Source organism: Pseudidiomarina gelatinasegens, from assembly GCF_004025325.1.
GTDB classification, from domain to species: domain Bacteria; phylum Pseudomonadota; class Gammaproteobacteria; order Enterobacterales; family Alteromonadaceae; genus Pseudidiomarina; species Pseudidiomarina gelatinasegens.
Map to the genome: position 1 here is coordinate 101446 of NZ_RSFE01000007.1, position 17305 is coordinate 118750.

General features: G+C 47.6%; 17 protein-coding genes. 6 read left to right on the plus strand and 11 right to left on the minus strand.

The window, feature by feature from the left end:
- Positions 1–65 precede the first annotated feature (65 nt).
- Both EGC76_RS09770 and EGC76_RS09775 read right to left on the minus strand, forming a co-directional pair.
- Entirely contained in the window at positions 66–947 is an 882-nt protein-coding gene (locus EGC76_RS09770; protein ID WP_128352814.1) for a DUF3667 domain-containing protein, read from the minus strand.
- A gap of 107 nt (positions 948–1054) precedes the next feature.
- Positions 1055–1324: a hypothetical protein gene (locus EGC76_RS09775; protein ID WP_128352815.1), complete on the minus strand. Its 270-nt coding sequence runs from the start codon at positions 1322–1324 to the stop codon at positions 1055–1057.
- Between the two features lie 219 nt (positions 1325–1543).
- Between EGC76_RS09775 and EGC76_RS09780 the strand changes: the two genes are divergently transcribed.
- On the plus strand, positions 1544–2038 hold the full coding sequence (locus tag EGC76_RS09780) for a WYL domain-containing protein (protein ID WP_164876829.1): 495 nt from the start codon (positions 1544–1546) through the stop codon (positions 2036–2038).
- Positions 2039–2040: 2 nt separating this feature from the next.
- Here EGC76_RS09780 and EGC76_RS09785 read toward each other — a convergent pair whose 3' ends face one another.
- The 3 genes from EGC76_RS09785 to EGC76_RS09795 are packed head-to-tail and all read right to left on the minus strand — an operon-like array spanning position 2041 to position 4888.
- A complete protein-coding gene (locus tag EGC76_RS09785; protein WP_246013955.1) occupies positions 2041–2502 on the minus strand; it encodes a methylated-DNA--[protein]-cysteine S-methyltransferase in 462 nt (153 codons plus the stop codon).
- Between the two features lie 26 nt (positions 2503–2528).
- Positions 2529–3389: a universal stress protein gene (locus EGC76_RS09790; RefSeq protein ID WP_128352817.1), complete on the minus strand. Its 861-nt coding sequence runs from the start codon at positions 3387–3389 to the stop codon at positions 2529–2531.
- Positions 3390–3400: 11 nt separating this feature from the next.
- Positions 3401–4888 (minus strand): SulP family inorganic anion transporter, encoded by a 1488-nt coding sequence (locus EGC76_RS09795; protein ID WP_128352818.1) that lies wholly within the window; start codon positions 4886–4888, stop codon positions 3401–3403.
- A 116-nt stretch (positions 4889–5004) separates the two neighbouring features.
- On the opposite strand from EGC76_RS09795, the gene EGC76_RS09800 reads away from it, so the two are divergent.
- On the plus strand, positions 5005–6213 hold the full coding sequence (locus EGC76_RS09800; protein ID WP_128352819.1) for an Nramp family divalent metal transporter: 1209 nt from the start codon (positions 5005–5007) through the stop codon (positions 6211–6213).
- 2 nt (positions 6214–6215) lie between these two features.
- On the opposite strand, the gene EGC76_RS09805 is transcribed toward EGC76_RS09800, so the two are convergent.
- On the minus strand, positions 6216–7172 hold the full coding sequence (locus EGC76_RS09805) for a hypothetical protein (RefSeq protein WP_128352820.1): 957 nt from the start codon (positions 7170–7172) through the stop codon (positions 6216–6218).
- A gap of 66 nt (positions 7173–7238) precedes the next feature.
- Positions 7239–8918 (minus strand): NAD-dependent malic enzyme, encoded by a 1680-nt coding sequence (locus EGC76_RS09810; protein ID WP_128352821.1) that lies wholly within the window; start codon positions 8916–8918, stop codon positions 7239–7241.
- A gap of 82 nt (positions 8919–9000) precedes the next feature.
- Here EGC76_RS09810 and EGC76_RS09815 point away from each other — a divergent pair, with 82 nt between their 5' ends.
- Complete coding sequence (locus EGC76_RS09815) at positions 9001–9450, plus strand: OsmC family protein (RefSeq protein ID WP_128352822.1); 450 nt, start codon at positions 9001–9003, stop codon at positions 9448–9450.
- Here the strand turns inward: EGC76_RS09815 and EGC76_RS09820 are convergent.
- Both EGC76_RS09820 and EGC76_RS09825 read right to left on the minus strand, forming a co-directional pair.
- A complete protein-coding gene (locus EGC76_RS09820) occupies positions 9439–10134 on the minus strand; it encodes a 2OG-Fe(II) oxygenase (RefSeq protein WP_128352823.1) in 696 nt (231 codons plus the stop codon). The two genes, EGC76_RS09815 and EGC76_RS09820, sit on opposite strands and share 12 nt — an antisense overlap.
- 2 nt (positions 10135–10136) lie before the next feature.
- On the minus strand, positions 10137–10574 hold the full coding sequence (locus EGC76_RS09825) for a DUF488 domain-containing protein (RefSeq protein ID WP_128352824.1): 438 nt from the start codon (positions 10572–10574) through the stop codon (positions 10137–10139).
- 140 nt (positions 10575–10714) lie between these two features.
- Between EGC76_RS09825 and gdhA the strand changes: the two genes are divergently transcribed.
- Positions 10715–12067, plus strand: coding sequence for an NADP-specific glutamate dehydrogenase (gene gdhA / locus EGC76_RS09830; protein WP_128352825.1), 1353 nt, complete (start codon positions 10715–10717; stop codon positions 12065–12067).
- 178 nt (positions 12068–12245) lie between these two features.
- Entirely contained in the window at positions 12246–13673 is a 1428-nt protein-coding gene (locus EGC76_RS09835; RefSeq protein WP_128352826.1) for a DUF3300 domain-containing protein, read from the plus strand.
- Between the two features lie 10 nt (positions 13674–13683).
- On the opposite strand, the gene EGC76_RS09840 is transcribed toward EGC76_RS09835, so the two are convergent.
- Positions 13684–15327: a 2Fe-2S iron-sulfur cluster-binding protein gene (locus tag EGC76_RS09840; protein WP_128352827.1), complete on the minus strand. Its 1644-nt coding sequence runs from the start codon at positions 15325–15327 to the stop codon at positions 13684–13686.
- Positions 15324–16073 (minus strand): PepSY domain-containing protein, encoded by a 750-nt coding sequence (locus EGC76_RS09845; RefSeq protein ID WP_128352828.1) that lies wholly within the window; start codon positions 16071–16073, stop codon positions 15324–15326. The genes EGC76_RS09840 and EGC76_RS09845 overlap by 4 nt, the downstream gene beginning before the upstream one ends.
- A 102-nt stretch (positions 16074–16175) precedes the next feature.
- Here EGC76_RS09845 and EGC76_RS09850 point away from each other — a divergent pair, with 102 nt between their 5' ends.
- Positions 16176–16850 (plus strand): DNA-3-methyladenine glycosylase I, encoded by a 675-nt coding sequence (locus EGC76_RS09850; protein ID WP_128352829.1) that lies wholly within the window; start codon positions 16176–16178, stop codon positions 16848–16850.
- The last annotated feature ends 455 nt before the right edge of the window (positions 16851–17305 follow it).

Here is a 17305-nt window from a genome sequence, read left to right on the forward strand (position 1 = left end):
TACCATAAAATGATGGCTATTATATAACTATGCGATGATTAAACAGAACATACCACACAACGGTTTTATGCTGTTAATAGGCTGTAAAGTATGGTGCCGACAAACGCTGTCAGTAGTAGAACCAGATACGCCAGCATGCATAAAACAAAGTTCAGAATTGTGACTGGCCACGACTGCTGATAAAAGTTTTTTTGCGTTAATAATAGGTAAACAAATATCCACAGAAATAGACCAATATCAAGCCAACTGCCAAAATCACTGAGCCACTGGAGGCCGCTGATTAAAGCCAGATAGTCGAATAATTCCGTGATTAGCGTTATGCCAAGCAGCGACAGTAAGATGAAGGCATGTGTATGCAGCGCAAGCGTTAAATGCTCAAGGTAATAATGCGAACGATAAATATACAGCAACTTAAGAAATAACGCCCAAAACGGCAGCATTAACAGCATCATTTGAGGAGCAAGTTGCGTCAAGCGCTGCGCAAAAACATCTGGGTTGGCGGTCAAGTATTTGATGCGTTCTTTCAGTGCGCTCTGTTGTTCCGCGTCCAGAAAGGGAAGATCAGCTTGCATGTCCTCAATTTTTATTTGATTCGTTGGGTCGTTGGCTGACATTGCCTCTGGGGAAAAACCTATTTGAATAAAGCTTGAGAACACAACGAATGCGAATAACGAAATGAAGAAATATAAGCGTAACGGTGGCACATAAGATGCATGACGGCCGCGCATAAATTCAAGTGTTAGAAAACCAGGTTTAAGGAAGAGACCGCGCAAGGTGCGATAAAAGCGTGAATCCCAATGACCGATTTCGCCCATGAGATCACCAAGAACAGCAAAAATACTTCGTATGTAAACACGGTGATGCTGCCCACAGTGGTGGCAAAACTCACCTTCCAGAGGGGCGTCGCAATTTAAGCAATTCTGGTTTTGCCAAGCTTTATCGCTCATATATTCTCTTCATAAGATAATGAATTAACGACTAAGTTTAGCGGAGTTTAAAAAAAATGCCGACAATAAATGTCGGCATTTTTTACGATTGTGTGAGCGAACAGCGATTAATAATTGTCGCCGTTGTCACCGTTATCCTTTTTCTTCTTCTTTGGCTTTTCTTTTAATTTATCACTTTGTTCATTACGTTCTTTTTGTAAAGCTTCCTTCTCTGCCTTCATTTTGGCGCGTAAAGCTTCACGTTGATCTTGTTTTTCTTCAGCCTTGTCTTTGGCTTCTTCAGCAGTTTCCTGACCTTTCTTTGCATTTTGATCTTGTGCCACAGCGATACTTACTGTGCTTAGAGCTAATACCATAGCCAATAAGAATCGAATCATAACGACCTCCTAATAGGTAGTTTGGGGCAGTAGTTTGACGAGCGGGTTGGTTTAAGTAAAGCTCTAGTGCCGACAATATACAATGTAGCATAGTGTTATTTTGCTGTAATTTTACAAAAATGAAATGCTGCGACATGATATGTCGCAACTTAGGGTTAAGCTATGGCCCTGACGCCAATGACAAGGAGCATGTCAGTGCAGAGTGTTTTACGATACCTTATGATGTTGCAGCACGTACCCAGGCAACCCCATAAAATTGATGCGAAGACATTGCAACAACGTTTGTCTGAAAAGGGTGTCGAAATTAGTGTTCGCACCATTCAACGTAACCTGAACGAGTTATCTGAAGTGTTTCCGCTAACCACGGATGAACGCTCGAAGCCGTATGGCTGGAGTATTGCGCAGGGCGCGCCGCAATTGCCGTTTTTAAATTTGGCACAACACACGCGCAACGGCGCCGTTGCTAAAGTGAAATTAAAATGCGCGGCGAAGTTATCCAATCTGATCGCCAACAACCCACTGCATCCGGATCAAAAAATTGACCATAATGGGTCCCACTTTTACTTAACAGTAGATATGCCTATCAGTAATGATTTGGTTGCGTGGATACTGAGTTGTGGTGAGCATGCAGAGGTTCTTGAGCCCCCCGCCTTACGCGACGAAATTGAAACGCATGTAGAGCGAATGCATGCAAGCTATAACGGCAGGAATTAATTTCAGAGAGCTCTTTCGTGGCGTAATAGCCATTCTTTCTTATCCAAGCCTCCGGCATATCCTGTCAGCGTCCCATTGGCACCAATAACGCGGTGGCAAGGTACCACAATCGCGATAGGATTTCGGCTGTTTGCCATGCCAACCGCACGCACGCCTTTCGGGTTATCAATTGCGCGCGCAATATCGGCGTAACTTGCGGTATTGCCGTACGCGACAGTCTGCAATTGCCGCCAGACTCGCTGTTGAAATAGCGTCCCTTGAGCATTTAATGGCAAGTCGAAGTGATTGCGCTGGCCCGAGAAGTATTCGGTAAGTTGCTGCTGCGCGGTTTTTGTTACGGCGCAGGACGGATATTGCTGCGGCTGTGCAAATGAAATATCACAAATGCTGACACCGTCACGGCTTGTGACCGTGACAATGCCAAGGGGACTATCTAAATAATCTTGAAACATGGTTTCTGACATAGTTACCACCATAGTTACCACCAGAGTTACCGTAAAATAAGCAGTGGGCTGTCACTATTATTTAGCATGTTGGTGGTGGTACTGCCAACTAAGAATTGGCGAATTCTTGAGTGGCCGTAAGCCCCCATAACCAACACATCGAGCTTATGCTCACGTTGATAGCTATGTAAAGTCGGTTCGACATCGCCAGCCAACAAGGCAACATGAACTTCATGACCATGTTGCTCAAGCTTTTCTTTCGCCCACTTTAGTTGTTCTTGATTGGCTGCAGTATCAGCATCCACCATAACAACATGAATGGGTAAGCCGCGGAACAGCGGGCTTTGCGCAACCATATCCACGCCTTTACGTGTTGTTTCACTGCCATCATAAGCAAGCAATACACTTTTAGGTTGGCTGTAATTTTCAGGCGTGAGTAAAACCGGGCGGTGCACACTGCGAAGTACAGTTTCTAAATGGCTACCAATATGGTTCTTACCACTATCTGGCTCGCTTGTGTCTTCACCGTGGATACCTAATACAAATAGCCGTGTGTCGGCTTCCATACCGGTCAGGGTATCCGCCAAGTCGCCGTGGCGCTGGCGCAGGGTAACTTGTTCTGCACCATTGCTACGCACGCGATTTTGAGCCGCTTCAAGCATATGGTGCCCTTGTTGCAAGGCCAGTTTGTTACGCTGCGCATCGAGTTCAGCGAGCTCATCAAGTAGCATTTCGCGACTACCAAGGCCGATATTACCTGTCATATCGGTATTGACTGGATAACGGCCTTGATCAAGCACATGCAGCAAGGTGAGCGGCGCTTGCAGCTGCAAGCTCGCCCACGCGGCATAATCACATACCGCTGCAGTTGCTTTTGAGCCATCAATACAGGCGACTACGTTTGTCATTTTTGTTCTCCTTAGTGGCCCATAATGTTGTCGGCGGCGTCCGGTTTATCGTGTACACCAAATCGATCAACAATAGTGGCGCTGGCTTCATTGAGCCCGCGCACTTCGACTTCAGCACCTTCGCGACGGAATTTAATGACAACCTTATCAAGCGCTGCAACCGCCGTAATATCCCAAAAGTGGGCTTTGTGAAGGTCGATGATGACATGATCAAGGGCCTCTTTGAAGTCGAACGAATCAATGAACTTGTCTGCCGAACTGAAAAATACTTGGCCAATAACTTCGTAAGTTCGCTCAGAACCTTCATTATTAATGCGTGACTGAATCACCATAAAGTGGCCGATCTTGTTGGCAAAGAACATCGCCGCTAACAGCACACCAACACCAACCCCGAGTGCCAGGTTGTGTGTCGCAACAACGACCACGACGGTAGTGACCATCACGATATTGGTTGAGAGTGGGTGTTTCTTCAGATTGCGAATCGAATCCCAGCTGAACGTACCAATAGAGACCATGATCATCACGGCAACGAGAGCTGCCATCGGGATGATTTTTAGCCACTCGTCAAGTACTAGAATCATGACCAATAAAAACACACCGGCAAGCAACGTCGATAGGCGTGTGCGCCCGCCTGACTTGATGTTGATCACGGACTGCCCAATCATGGCACAGCCAGCCATACCACCCATCAAGCCAGCACCGATATTGGCAATGCCTTGTCCGCGGCATTCGCGGTTCTTGTCGCTGGTGGTGTCAGTTAAGTCGTCAACAATGGTGGCTGTCATGAGTGATTCAAGCAAACCAACCACTGCTAAAGCAGCTGAGTACGGGAAGATAATTGCTAAGGTCTCGAACGTTAAGGGTACTTCTGGCCATAAAAATACCGGTAGCGTATCTGGTAGGTCACCCATATCACCGACGGTGCGAATATCAAGGTTCAGCATGACAGCCACAATGGTGAGCGCAATGATGCAAATCAGCGGTGAAGGTACCAAGCGGCCAATTACCGGCACGTAAGGGAATAGATAAATAATACCTAAGCCTGCTGCTGTCATCGCGTAAACATGCCAAGTTACATTGGTTAGTTCTGGTAGCTGTGCCATAAATATCAAAATGGCGAGAGCATTAACAAAGCCGGTTACAACAGAGCGCGACACAAAGCGCATTAATGAGCCGAGCCTTAGCACGCCCATAACAATCTGCAGCACACCCGTAAGCAAGGTGGCAGCGAGCAAATACTCTAACCCATGGTCTTTTACCAAGGTGACCATTAACAGTGCCATGGCTCCTGTTGCTGCGCTGATCATGCCTGGGCGTCCACCCACAAAGGCAATTATAATAGCGATACAAAAAGAGGCATAAAGGCCGATTTTAGGATCAACGCCAGCGATAATTGAAAAGGCGATAGCTTCAGGTATGAGGGCCAAGGCCACAACAAGTCCTGCCAGCACGTCACCACGAAGGTTCGAAAACCAATTTTGGTGTACAGACTTTAGCATGTAGTATTCACTTCTTTGCTTGGGATCGATTTTGTTTATAGAGTAAAACAAAACTATAGACGAAGATTGACTCGCTGTTACGAGAAGCCGCGGATATTACAGGAAATAGGTGAATAATGAAACAAAAAGCACGATTCACGATGGGCCCTGCGGCCCTTGTTGCGGCAGCATTTATCGGGCCAGGAACAGTTGTTACAGCGTCTTTAGCGGGTGCAAACTTTGGCTATGCTTTGCTGTGGGCATTGGTGTTCTCGGTTGTTGCCACCATGATTTTGCAAGAGATGGCGGCGCGTTTAGGGGTGGTTACACAACAGGGGCTAGGTGAGAATATTCGTGCGGGTATTTCACGGCCTTGGTTACGGCGGTTGGTTGTACTGCTGATTTTTGCTGCGGTCATTATTGGCAACAGCGTTTATCAGGGTGGCAATATCAGTGGTGCAAGGCTTGGTCTTGCCGACTTGTTGCCAATTGATGGCCAATACATTCCCGTTGTTCTCGGAGCATTAGCCGCGGTGGTGTTGTGGCAGGGCAGTTATAAGGTTATCGAAAAAGTGCTTATCGGCCTGGTGTTGCTGATGAGTGTCGCGTTTTTGGCAACGTTTTTACTCACCCAGCCTGATTGGGGGGCGCTATTTAGCGGGCTCTTGATACCATCAGTGCCTAGCGGCGGCATCTTGATGGTGGTGGCACTTATTGGTACAACGGTGGTGCCGTATAATTTGTTTCTGCATTCTTCAAGTTGTGCGCAAAAGTGGCAATCTGCAAACGACCTCGGTGCTGCGCGTAAAGATATTTATATATCGGTACCTTTGGGCGGGCTTATTTCGATGGCAATTGTAGGTACTGCTGCGTCAGCATTCTTCGGAAAGGCTATTACTATTCAAGGTGCAGCAGACTTAGGGCAAGCCTTACAACCCTTGTTTGGCGACAGCGCAACCACCTTTATGGCATTAGGGTTATTTGCTGCGGGGCTATCGTCGTCATTGACGGCACCTCTGGCTTCAGCCTATGCCTTAAGCGGTGTACTGGGTTACTCAAACAATCTCAAAGATAAAAAATTTAGGGCCACTTGGTTCACGATTCTTCTTGTGGGTGTTGTCATTGCCTCGTTGGGTTTGAAGCCGATTGAAGTTATTATTTTTGCGCAGGTCGCAAATGGATTGCTGCTGCCATTTATGGCGCTATTTCTGGTCTGGGTATGCAATCAACCACGTTTAGCGCAGCACCGCAACTCACTGCTGCAGAACATTCTTGGTGGGTTGGTATGTGCGGTAGCCATCGGGCTTGGCGCTCGCAGTATTGCCTCGGCTATGGGCTGGTTGTGACTTTATTTGCCGAACAACATTTCCATTTCTAAGCCGATAATCCATCGCGGTTTACGTGTTTCAATGAGGGTTTCTCGTGGCCAATGAAGTCCAACCCAGCCCTCGATAAACAGCCATTCGCGTTTGAACCGGCTACGATGAAGTGCCCGCAGGCCGTAATCCCTGAGGGGCACTTCATGTTCAGATTCACCCGACCACCAAACTTCAGCGCCGACAGCGCGTTCATAATGATAAATATAATAGAGCTTTTGTGAGGTGTTCCAGCGGACCCCTTGGGTTCGTTCGGCAAAGGTTGCTCGGCCCCAAACTTTCGCAAACCAGTTTGGCGCCAAAACAAAGTCAAACTCTGCAGTTTGAGCAATACCAAAGCCGTCGCTATCGCGCCAAAAACCGACACTTTGCAGCGATGCTTCTGTGCTTTCACCAAGGATCGATTCGTAGCGGTAGCGGGCTCGAAGGTAGGTGTCAAGCTTTAAGCCTCCACGAATACCGGCGCCAAAAGACAAACTGTGTTTCTGGCTGAGGTGGGGGTCAAAACCCAAGCCAAGCATCCATTCTTCGTCAGATAGGTTGCGTCTTATTATCGAAGGGCGGGTTTGCTGAGAGTCGTTAATGAAATCATCGAAGTCACCGCGTCCGATAATTGCTGAGAATTTTCGTTCAGCATGAGGAAACACCACAGCGGCACGGAAACTTGAGTCTAATTTAAAGCCATCATATTCATCCCAAACGGGTGTAAGGGTTAGGCTTCCCGAGGCAGTATCGTAGGCCTCTGGGTCAATATTATCGGCAAAAAAGGAGTCTAACCAAGCTGCAGTGGCATTCACCGAACTGGTTAAGCCAGTTCGGAATTCATCAATCATTGCCTCCTCTTCCGGTGGCTGCTCTTCGGATTCTTTGGCTTGACCAAGAACAGCAGAGCTGATGAGCAGACACAGGCAAAAAATGCTCCAGCGCATTCGACCTCCTTGCGTCATGTTGTATTGAACATACAAGGAAATAGGTCGATTCGCTAGTTAGATTAATTAAATACTTACACGTTTGTAATGGCGATACTCGGGGCTCCAAAAGTTGGCCTCGATACGCTCCCTTAAAGTATCGTCGCTCACTTCGAGCGCAAGACCTTGCTGCTGGGCAACTTTAGCCACATTAAAGGCAATTTTCTTACTTAACTCAGCGATGTGGCTAATGCGAGGCAGCAGGCTATCACTTTCGCCGTTAACACGCGGTGACTCATCAGCAAGTGTGTTGCTTGCAGCCATCAGCATCTCGTCTGAGATAATACGCGCCTTTATGGCGATAACGCCCAGTCCAATACCCGGGAATATATAGCTATTGTTGCACTGCGCTATCGCATATTCCTGGCCTTTATATTTTATCGGGTCAAACGGGCTGCCTGTTGCAATGATGGCTTCACCGTCGGTCCATTCGATGACATGTGCTGGATGCGCTTCGATCTGCCGTGACGGATTAGACAACGGGAAAATAATCGGTTGCTCGGTGTATTGATGCATGGCGCGAACAACTTGTTCGGTAAACAAACCAGGTTGACCCGATACCCCGATAAGAATACCAGGCTTGGCGCAATGCATGACATCAAGCAGCGACGCGTATTCTCCACTGTGCTGCCAGTCGGCTAGTTGCTCGAGGGGGTGTGCCAGGGCTTGTTGGAAGTCACGCAAATCGCTCATGCCTTCGGTCAGCAAACCGAAGCGATCGACCATGTAGATTTGACTGCGAGCTTGGGCATCGGTTAAGCCTTCAGCGACCATTTGCTGGATAATTTGTTCGGCGATACCGCAGCCAGCTGACCCTGCGCCGACAAACGCGACCTTTTGATCTTTTAGCTGCATGCCCTTGCTGCGTGAGGCCGCCAGTAATGTGCCAACAGTAACCGCAGCGGTGCCTTGTATATCATCATTGAAACAGCAATATTCATCACGATATTTACGCAACAATGGCATGGCATTAGGCTGCGCAAAGTCTTCAAACTGCACCATGGCTGCTGGCCAACGGCGATGTACGGCTTTCATAAAACGGTCAACGAATGCCTTGTATTCACTTTGATCGATACGTTTGTGGCGCGCGCCCATGTACATTGGGTCATTGAGCAGCTTTTCATTGTTGGTGCCAACGTCTAGACACACAGGCAGGGTGTAGGCAGGGCTGATACCGCCGCAGGCAGTGTAAAGACTGAGTTTACCGATAGGAATGCCCATGCCACCAATGCCTTGATCGCCCAAACCAAGAATGCGTTCACCGTCAGTAACAACGATCACCTTCACTTTCTGCTTGGTTGCATTGCGCAAGATGTCTTCCATCTGATCACGGTCTTCGTATGAGATAAACAAACCGCGTGAACTACGATATATATCAGAGAATTGTTCGCACGCATCGCCTACTGTTGGGGTGTAGATAATTGGCAGCATTTCTTCGAGATGCTGCTGCAGGAGACGATAGAAAAGTGTTTCGTTATTGTCTTGAATTGCGCGCAAATAAATATGCTTATTAATGGCCGTATCAAAACTTGAATACTGCATGTAACAACGCTTTACTTGCTCTTCAATGGTTTCATAGCGCGGTGGTAGCAAACCGGTTAGATTGAACGCAGTTCGCTCTTCGCGAGTAAACGCGCTACCTTTGTTAAGTAACGGTGTTTCAAGCAAATTTGGGCCTGCATAAGGAATATACAGCGGATTCTTCATGAATCATTCTCCTCGCGCGACGTAATTAAGTGGCAGTTTGGTGACTGAATCCGCAATTATTGCAGAAAAATGGGAGGAAGGCATGGGAAATCCGGCGTTTGAAGTGAAACTTAAGTTAATCGACAACTATAAGTTTGAGGTTGATTTTGGCGAGTTTGGACAAATCATCACGGATGAACCCGAACCCGTTGGGCATGGCGAAGGCCCCGGGCCGAGTCAAATACTCGCGGCCTCAGTTGCCAACTGCCTTGCCGCAAGTTTGATGTTTGCTATTCGCAAGTTTAAAGGTGATCCGGGTAAGGTGACAGCGAAGGTTCAAGGCGACATGGAGCGCGTTGATGGCCGCCTTCGTATCGGTAGCATGCAGGTTGAGTTAAACCTCGGTCAAGCAGCCGATAGTATCGACAAACTTGACCGCGTTTTAGAGCAATTTGAGAATTTCTGTGTGGTCACGCAAAGTGTTCGAAATGGTATCAAGGTTGACGTAACCGTATTGGATGACGCAGGCCAAGTGCTCAAATCAGCCGAATAGTTGCTGTCCCGGGTTGAGCAATATCCAACTGGTTAAAATGAACTTATCATTGGATTTTGGCACCGTCCCGCGGTGGGTGTGGGTGAAATAACCGGGTGCTATAACCATGCGGCCGCGCTTTGGCTTGATGCTTTTATTTTGATAGTAGAAGTCGGTGGTGCCGCCGTCTTCTACATCGTTTAAATAGAACATAAACAGCAAACTACGATGCAGCGCTTCAACGCTGTTTTTCTCAGGGTAGACTTCACAGTGCCAATAATTATAGTTGCCCTGATCTTTTAAATATTTTTGAGCTTGAATGGGGCCGAGGCGATAAAGCAACTGCATGTAGGCCTGTTCTTTACCCGCTGCAATTTCATCAAAATTTTCATGCGTTAAATTTACCGGCGCTCCGGTAACGGGATGTTTTACTTTCAAAGCAACAGGTGCGATCAATGCGAAATGATATTTCTTAAAATATTCCAGCGCATATTTAGTGGTTACATCGCAAATAGTCTTTAACTCGTTGGCATAATCTTGATGCTGATTTAAATAAAGGTCTTCACTTAATTTTTTGTCTGTATCGACACCACCGCCAGTGCGGCCAGGTTGCTTATGCGGGCTGTTTTCAAATAAGTCGATAAACTTGTCACAAAACTCTGCTGAAAGCGCATCATCATAAACTTCAATAAAGTCGTTATTCACAATTATCCCCAGTAATTAAAATCTTTACCAAAACACACAGCCGAACTGAACTCATTGCCGTCGGCTTGTTGGTCTTCTAGGTGAAGTGCCTGCATCACAGCATGTTTTAACACTGGCAGGTGAGAATGTTCAAACTGTTTAACTGCGCTTAACAAGGTCACCGGGCCTTCGCGTAGCCGCTGCATGATAGGTACAAGCGCTTCCGGATGATTTTCCAATTCAGAAAAATAGCGTTTAGCGAACGTCGAATAATCAATATCTCCAGCATGATACTGTTTGCGTAGCTGGTTAGAGGGACAAGCCTCTTTGCACCAGATTGAATGCGCGAGTTGTTCCTTTTTGATACCACGCGGCCATAGCCGGTCAACCAATATCCGCTCGCCGTCAGTTGGGTCCACAGCATCATAAACACGCTTAAATTGAATGAAATATGCAGCCATTACAATCCTTAAAGAGTCAACTAAACTAGCTTTACCTAAGCCAAAAGCTTTTTTTGCGCGTAGATTATAGTTAGTGTGATTAGCTAGTGTGATCAAGAGGTCGCCAAATTTCTACCCTTTTTACGACTTAAGGACAACCGATGACATACATCCGTAACACGATTGAACAACTGCAGCAAACAAGCCCAGCGCAAACTGAATTTTATCAAGCAGTTGAAGATGTCCTCGAGAGTCTCGAGCCCTTATTAGAACAAAATCCAAAATACCGTGAGCAAGCCATCATTGCGAGGCTGGTGGAACCAGAGCGTCAGATTATGTTTCGCGTGCCTTGGATGGATGATAATGGTCAAGTACAAGTCAATAAAGGCTATCGAATTGAATTCAATTCGGCGCTCGGTCCTTACAAAGGCGGCCTGCGCTTCCACCCCAGCGTAAATGGCTCCATCATTAAATTTTTAGGCTTTGAACAAATTTTCAAGAATGCGTTAACAGGTCTACCGATAGGTGGCGGTAAAGGCGGTGCAAACTTCGATCCGAAAGGGAAGTCGAATGCTGAAATTATGCGATTTTGCCAATCCTTTATGTCTGAATTGTTTCGCCATATTGGGCCACAAACGGATGTTCCCGCTGGCGACATTGGGGTAGGTACACGTGAACTTGGCTATTTATTTGGCCAATACAAACGCTTGGTCAATCGTTTTGACGGTGTGTTAACGGGCAAAGGCTTATTATGGGGTGGTTCTCACGCGCGCAAAGAAGCCACTGGATATGGGTGTGTGTACTTCGCCAATTATATGATGGCCGATCGTGATGTCGAGCTCGACGGTAAGCGGTGCGCTGTTTCGGGTTCTGGCAATGTCGCTATTTACACCATGGAAAAGCTTTATGAGCTAGGCGCGAAGCCGGTAACGTGCAGTGACTCGTCAGGCACCATCTACCATGAGGCCGGTATCGATCTCGATTTGATAAAGCAGCTAAAAGAACAACAACACAAGCGACTTGAGCAGTATTTAGAAACACACACCGGAGCTGAATATACGCCGCGTGAAGAATATCCTGAGGATGGCCATCAAGTATGGCGTTATGAAGTTGATTTGGCGTTTCCTTGTGCCACGCAGAATGAAGTGACACGAGCCGATATCGAAAGCTTGCTGGAGCATGGCTGTTTGGGTATCGCGGAAGGTGCAAATATGCCACTTACCGAAGCTGCTTTTGATGCCGTGCAAGAAAGCTCTATTGCCTATGGACCAGGCAAAGCAGCCAATGCCGGCGGTGTGGCGACGAGCCAATTAGAAATGGCTCAAAATGCCAGCATGCAGCGTTGGAGTTTTGAACAGGTTGATGAACGTTTAAAGCAGGTGATGAAAAACATCTACACAGATATTTCCCGAACCGCTGACGACTTTGGTCAACCGAGAAATTTGGTGTTAGGTGCTAATGTTGCTGGGTTTAAACGTGTTGCCGACGCCATGATTGAGCAAGGTTTGGTTTAATTTCACGAATTTTGTCGTTACAACTCAAATTAAAATGCTAGTTAATTCAGTCAACTAGCATTGTTCTAGCACGTCTTTACAAAAAACAAAAAATTCTACGCAACTAAACTGTGCAAAAAAGCGACTAAACTAGTATCTGATAGCGGTTGTTGCTATCTGCCGTTTGGAGGCAAGAAGCATGCAAAAATTTAATTTAAAAGCCCGCCTGAGTGCGGTTGCTTTACTTGGCTCAGTCTCAATGATGGGCGCTGCGTTGGTTCCAGTTGCTACACAAGCAGAGCCAGTGCAAGCACAATCCGTTTATTATTCGCAGGCTGAGCTTGATAGGCTACTGGCGCCAATTGCGCTGTATCCGGACAGTTTGCTTTCACATGTGCTGATTGCAGCAACCTACCCGTTAGAAGTTGTTCAAGCAGAACGTTGGGTCAGTAAGAACGACCATCTGCAGCCACAGGAAGCATTGGAGCGGGCAGCAGATGAGCCGTGGGATGCTAGTGTAAAAGCGCTGGTGGGAACGCCCGAAGTGCTGAAACAAATGAGCGATGACCTAGAGTGGACGCAGGCCGTTGGTGAGGCTTTTCTTGCTCAGCAAGAAGATGTTTTAGCGCGCGTGCAAACGCTGCGTGACCATGCCTATACGGCAGGTAACTTGCGTTCAAATAAACACGTGAGCGTTGAGCGCGAAGACAAAACCATTGTCATCGAAAACGTTCGCCGCGAAGTGGTGTATGTACCTTACTATGACACCCGCGTGGTATACGGACCGTGGTGGTGGAATAGCCATCCGCCAGTGTTCTGGTCGCGCCCATCGTTAACTGTAAGTATTGGCTCCGGTATCTATTGGGGCATTAGCTACAATGTGCCTAGCCATTATTACTACAGTCACTTCTACTGGCCACAACGTTATGTGGTGATTAACAATCATTATTACCAAGCACCGCCGAAGAAGCGCCGTGATTACTGGATGAAGGGCCAAGATGCCAAACGTTGGTATCACAATCCGAATCATCGACGTGGTGTGGTTTATCGCCATCGCGATTTGCAGCCTGAGCGGCCGAAGTATTATATGGTCAATAATGGGCAGCAAACTGTGCGCCCAACGGTAAGCTCGCGTGCGATGCCGGCGAAGAGTGTCGCGACACGAAATGTGACCAGTTTTGATCAACGCCCAAGCAAAGAGCGTGTAATTCGCACGCTGCGTGGGAATGAGGTTAAGAATGTTCCAACGCAACGTCGTGTTACGCAACCAAATTGGCGTGATCCGGTTGTGCGTGAAACGTCACGACCAAAGCGTGATGCGATTGTTCGCACACCAACAGTTCGTGAACCTGCAGTGCGGAAAAATGACGTTCGCCAGCCTTATATGGGGCAACAAAAGGTGAATCGTTCAACGCCGCAGAGTAGCCAGCGCGCAGTGCCACAAATTAAAGCGCCACAGCGCGCTGTAACACAGCCCAAAGCACCGGTGTATAAGCCAGTGCAACAACCGAGCTATAACCGTACACCAACGTCACGGCCGCAGGTTGGTGCATCGCCTCGAGCAAATGTACCTACTCCGGCTGCAAAACCAGCTCGCAATGGGCAAAACCGCATGAAAGACTTTTAAACGCGGTGTGTTAAATACCGAAGTCGTCGAAGCGAATTCGCGCTGAGTCGACATTGAGTGAGGCCAGCATCGCCAATGTTGCTTGCAACATGGCGGGCGGGCCGCACACATAGAAATCATAATCCCCTGGATGGTTCTGCAGCCACTGCGCAACCGCCACATCGATATTCCCTAACTGAATCTGCTCAATGTCCTGATCTGTTTGGTCAGATATAACCGGCACATAGCGCAGATGAGACATTGCCACAAACTCATCGCAGTAGATAAGCTCTGCAGTACTGCGCGCACCATGAAATAGATGCATAGGTCGCCCTTGGGCTGATTCAGCCTGAACCAGTGCGCGTATCGGTGCTATACCGACGCCGCCGGCAATATAAATTTGTGGGCGGTTGGAAACGGCGCGGTCAGTTGCTAGAAAGTCACCAAATGGGCCAGTGGCATGCACTGGGTCGCCTTGCTGCAACTGACACAAATAGCTTGAGCCAATACCCGCCGGCACGTTAGATGATGGTGCTGGCATAGCACGTATTAAAAATACCAGTTCCGTTGTATCAGAATTCTTGGTAGCAGGCGCACACGCGAATGAGTAATTTCGCAACACACTGCCAGAATCACTTGGTATTTCGAATTGCATGAACTGCCCAGCTTGATAGCTAAAGTGGCCCTGCACAGTAAATTTAAGCTCCGTGATCAAGGGCGAGACAGATCGTTGCTGTGCCAGTTTTAAGGTGAAACGTTTGGCGTTACTCTCTAAAAGCTGTACAGCCTGTCCGTGGTCACGATGCTGGCATGCAAGCCGGATACCATCAGTCAACTCCGCAGTACTCAGCAGTCGTTGTTCGGCGTCCGTGATAGGCGTGTTGGCATCAACCATGACTTTGCAAAGTCCGCAGGTGCCCCCACCACCACAGCCGCTGGCGATGGGTTGGTGCTTGCGCTGCAGTGCTTCCAAAATGGATAGTTTACGACGCGGGTTCAAGTCGCCCCGACGAATATTGCGTATCAGCAAGAGCAGTCCGGATAGGGTAAACCACAGCGCTAAAAATGCTGCGGTATAGTTCAACAGGTGATTGAAATTACGGCCACCTGAATAATCCATAAAGTGCAATTTAAAGGCCCAATCGGCAAGCAACCAAGGGGTATTTCTGTGGTCAAGCACGCGGCCATTATTGGCATCTACGTACACTCTGGTGTTGAGGTCATCGCGAAAATCAACGCGGTAGCCTTTACCTTGCCACCCAAAGATTTCCTCGGTGGTTGTGATGGTACTGACTTGTTCAAGTTCGCCCGGACCGTCGTACGTCGCTAGAGCCAGCTGTTCGGCCTGTTTAGCGTTAGTGAACCACGGTTCACCTGTGTTGCCATCAAGGAATAACTGTTGCTCAGGCAAATTAATCTGATATTGCGGCTGCTGACCAATACGATACAACTTTATCGATAACGCCTGCGGATACATGTCCCACATCTCGCGTAGGTCTATTTGCGGTGGGTGTTGTCGTAGGACGAGCCCCGTTGGGTTGGTCTTATATTGATGCCCAGACATTGCGTGATGCCCTTGCAGGGCGAAGTAGAACCCAGACACCAGCCACAAAATTACCTGAATCAGCAGTACTAATCCCAGCCAGCGATGCAGCCATTGCATAAAACGCATCATGAGGCCACCTTCGTCGGTTTTTGTCGTAAGGTGAAAATGAGCAGTACCATCCCAGTAACCATCAACACACCAGTGCCTAAAATAAAGATGCGTAGTAACCAAGAGGTGATATTTTCGCGCGTTTCATAGTCCATGATGTGTAGCATCCACATGAAGTCGAAACCGCGCCAAAAGTCATGGCGTTTTGTCAGCAATTCGCCGGTTCTTGGCGAAATATAGAAACTGGTGTTGGCAAAATCGTCGTAGTTAACCTGCCACACAGGCAGCAGACTGGCGCTTATCTCGCTCGGCGCTTGGCTCTCGAGATACTCAACCGATCGAATTTTCGGTGTATCGGTAGCGGCGTAATAAACATTGGAAATTGCGGTAATATCTGCTTGTGAAAACTCCAACCGCTCGAGCGTTTGTGCATTTATAAGTTGTGTGGTTCTATGCCCAAATATTTTATAGGTGGGTACCATGCTGCCATGTATTAACGTGCTCTGCAGGGTGATTTCGCGAGCTCGCGGAAATGCTTTCAGTACTTGGTTTAACGGTGCTGGCTGGGCTGTTACGGGTAACTGTTGAGCCACAGGCCGGACTAAATGGTCGCCATGAATAAAACTTAATTCGAAAAACACCATATACGCGCCACTGATACTCCAGAGCACCATCTGCACGCCGAAAAATAACGATAACCAGCGATGCCACACGCGCCAGCGGCCTGAGCGCTGTGTTAGTTTTGTTGATTGGGTTGGCTGTGACATCTCATTCCTATTGCATGCAACTCGTGTTGTCTTCTTAGTGTAATCGACGAATACTATAGAAAGGTTTGCTTTGGTTCAAAGAATAATCAAAAAGAGAACATCATGAAGTTTAGCTATTTTTACGAGCGTGCGGTAGCGCGACAGGGCAGTGAACAGGCATTGCTAACGCGTATGCCGCAACTGGCTTCACCTGAAGCGTTGAGCCGCCTATCGGATGATCGATTTTTAGCGGAAATGACGCGCTGTGTTTTTCGGGCGGGTTTTGCTTGGCAAGTCATTGAGAACAAGTGGGAAGGTTTTGAGGCTGCGTTTGCTGGATTTTTACCAGTCTACTGGCAACAAGTGCCACCAGAGCGGCTTGATGAATTGGCGCGTGACGTACGTATTGTGCGTAATCCGCAGAAAATTGCTACGGTGCCTATTAACGCTCGCATGATTGTTGAGGCCTCTGAGCAGCACGGTGGGTTTGGTCGGTTTTTGGCGAATTGGCCGTCAAGCGAACAAGCCGATTTGTTGCGCTATTTTAAAAAACACGGGGCGAGACTAGGCGGTACTGCGGCGCATCATGTGCTGCGTCGCGTGGGTTGGGATGGTTATATCCTGACGCCAGATAATTTAACCGCGATGCGCAATCACAATTTACTTGATGCCTCGCCGTACAGTCAACGAGGCGCCAAGCAAATTCAGCAGGCATTCAATCAATGGCATGCTGAGACCGGATTACCCTACAGTCATCTGTCACGGATACTATCAATGACAATTGACGTTAAAGGTTAACGTAGCGTATTGGCTTACCCTCACAGGTTTATGTAGGATAATATCTGTAAACCTAATTAAACAGAGTGCTCTCGGTATTTCCAGATTTTTTGGTATTTGTTACCAAATTTATTGGTTTCTTTCTCTTTTTGAAGCGTTTTCCAGATTTCTATTGCAAAAAGTGGCAATCGTGAATTTGCTCCAGAATAGAGTTGATTGTCGTGAGGATTGATTGGAAAAGGCTTGAAGACCCCAAGCTATCATACTGTTTAACTCTTCATAAGCTACAGGGGGCACAAGCAGAAAATATCAGTATATTACTAGAACGCGGCATATAGCTTGAGTGTAGTTGGTTTTACACCGCGGTGACTCGCGTAGAGAGCAAAATCTGCATTATCGCTGAGAATATTGTCGTTTAATTTAGTTATATTAAGTGCGTCCTTGTACAAAAACTAAATAGAATTGGTTTAAAGCTT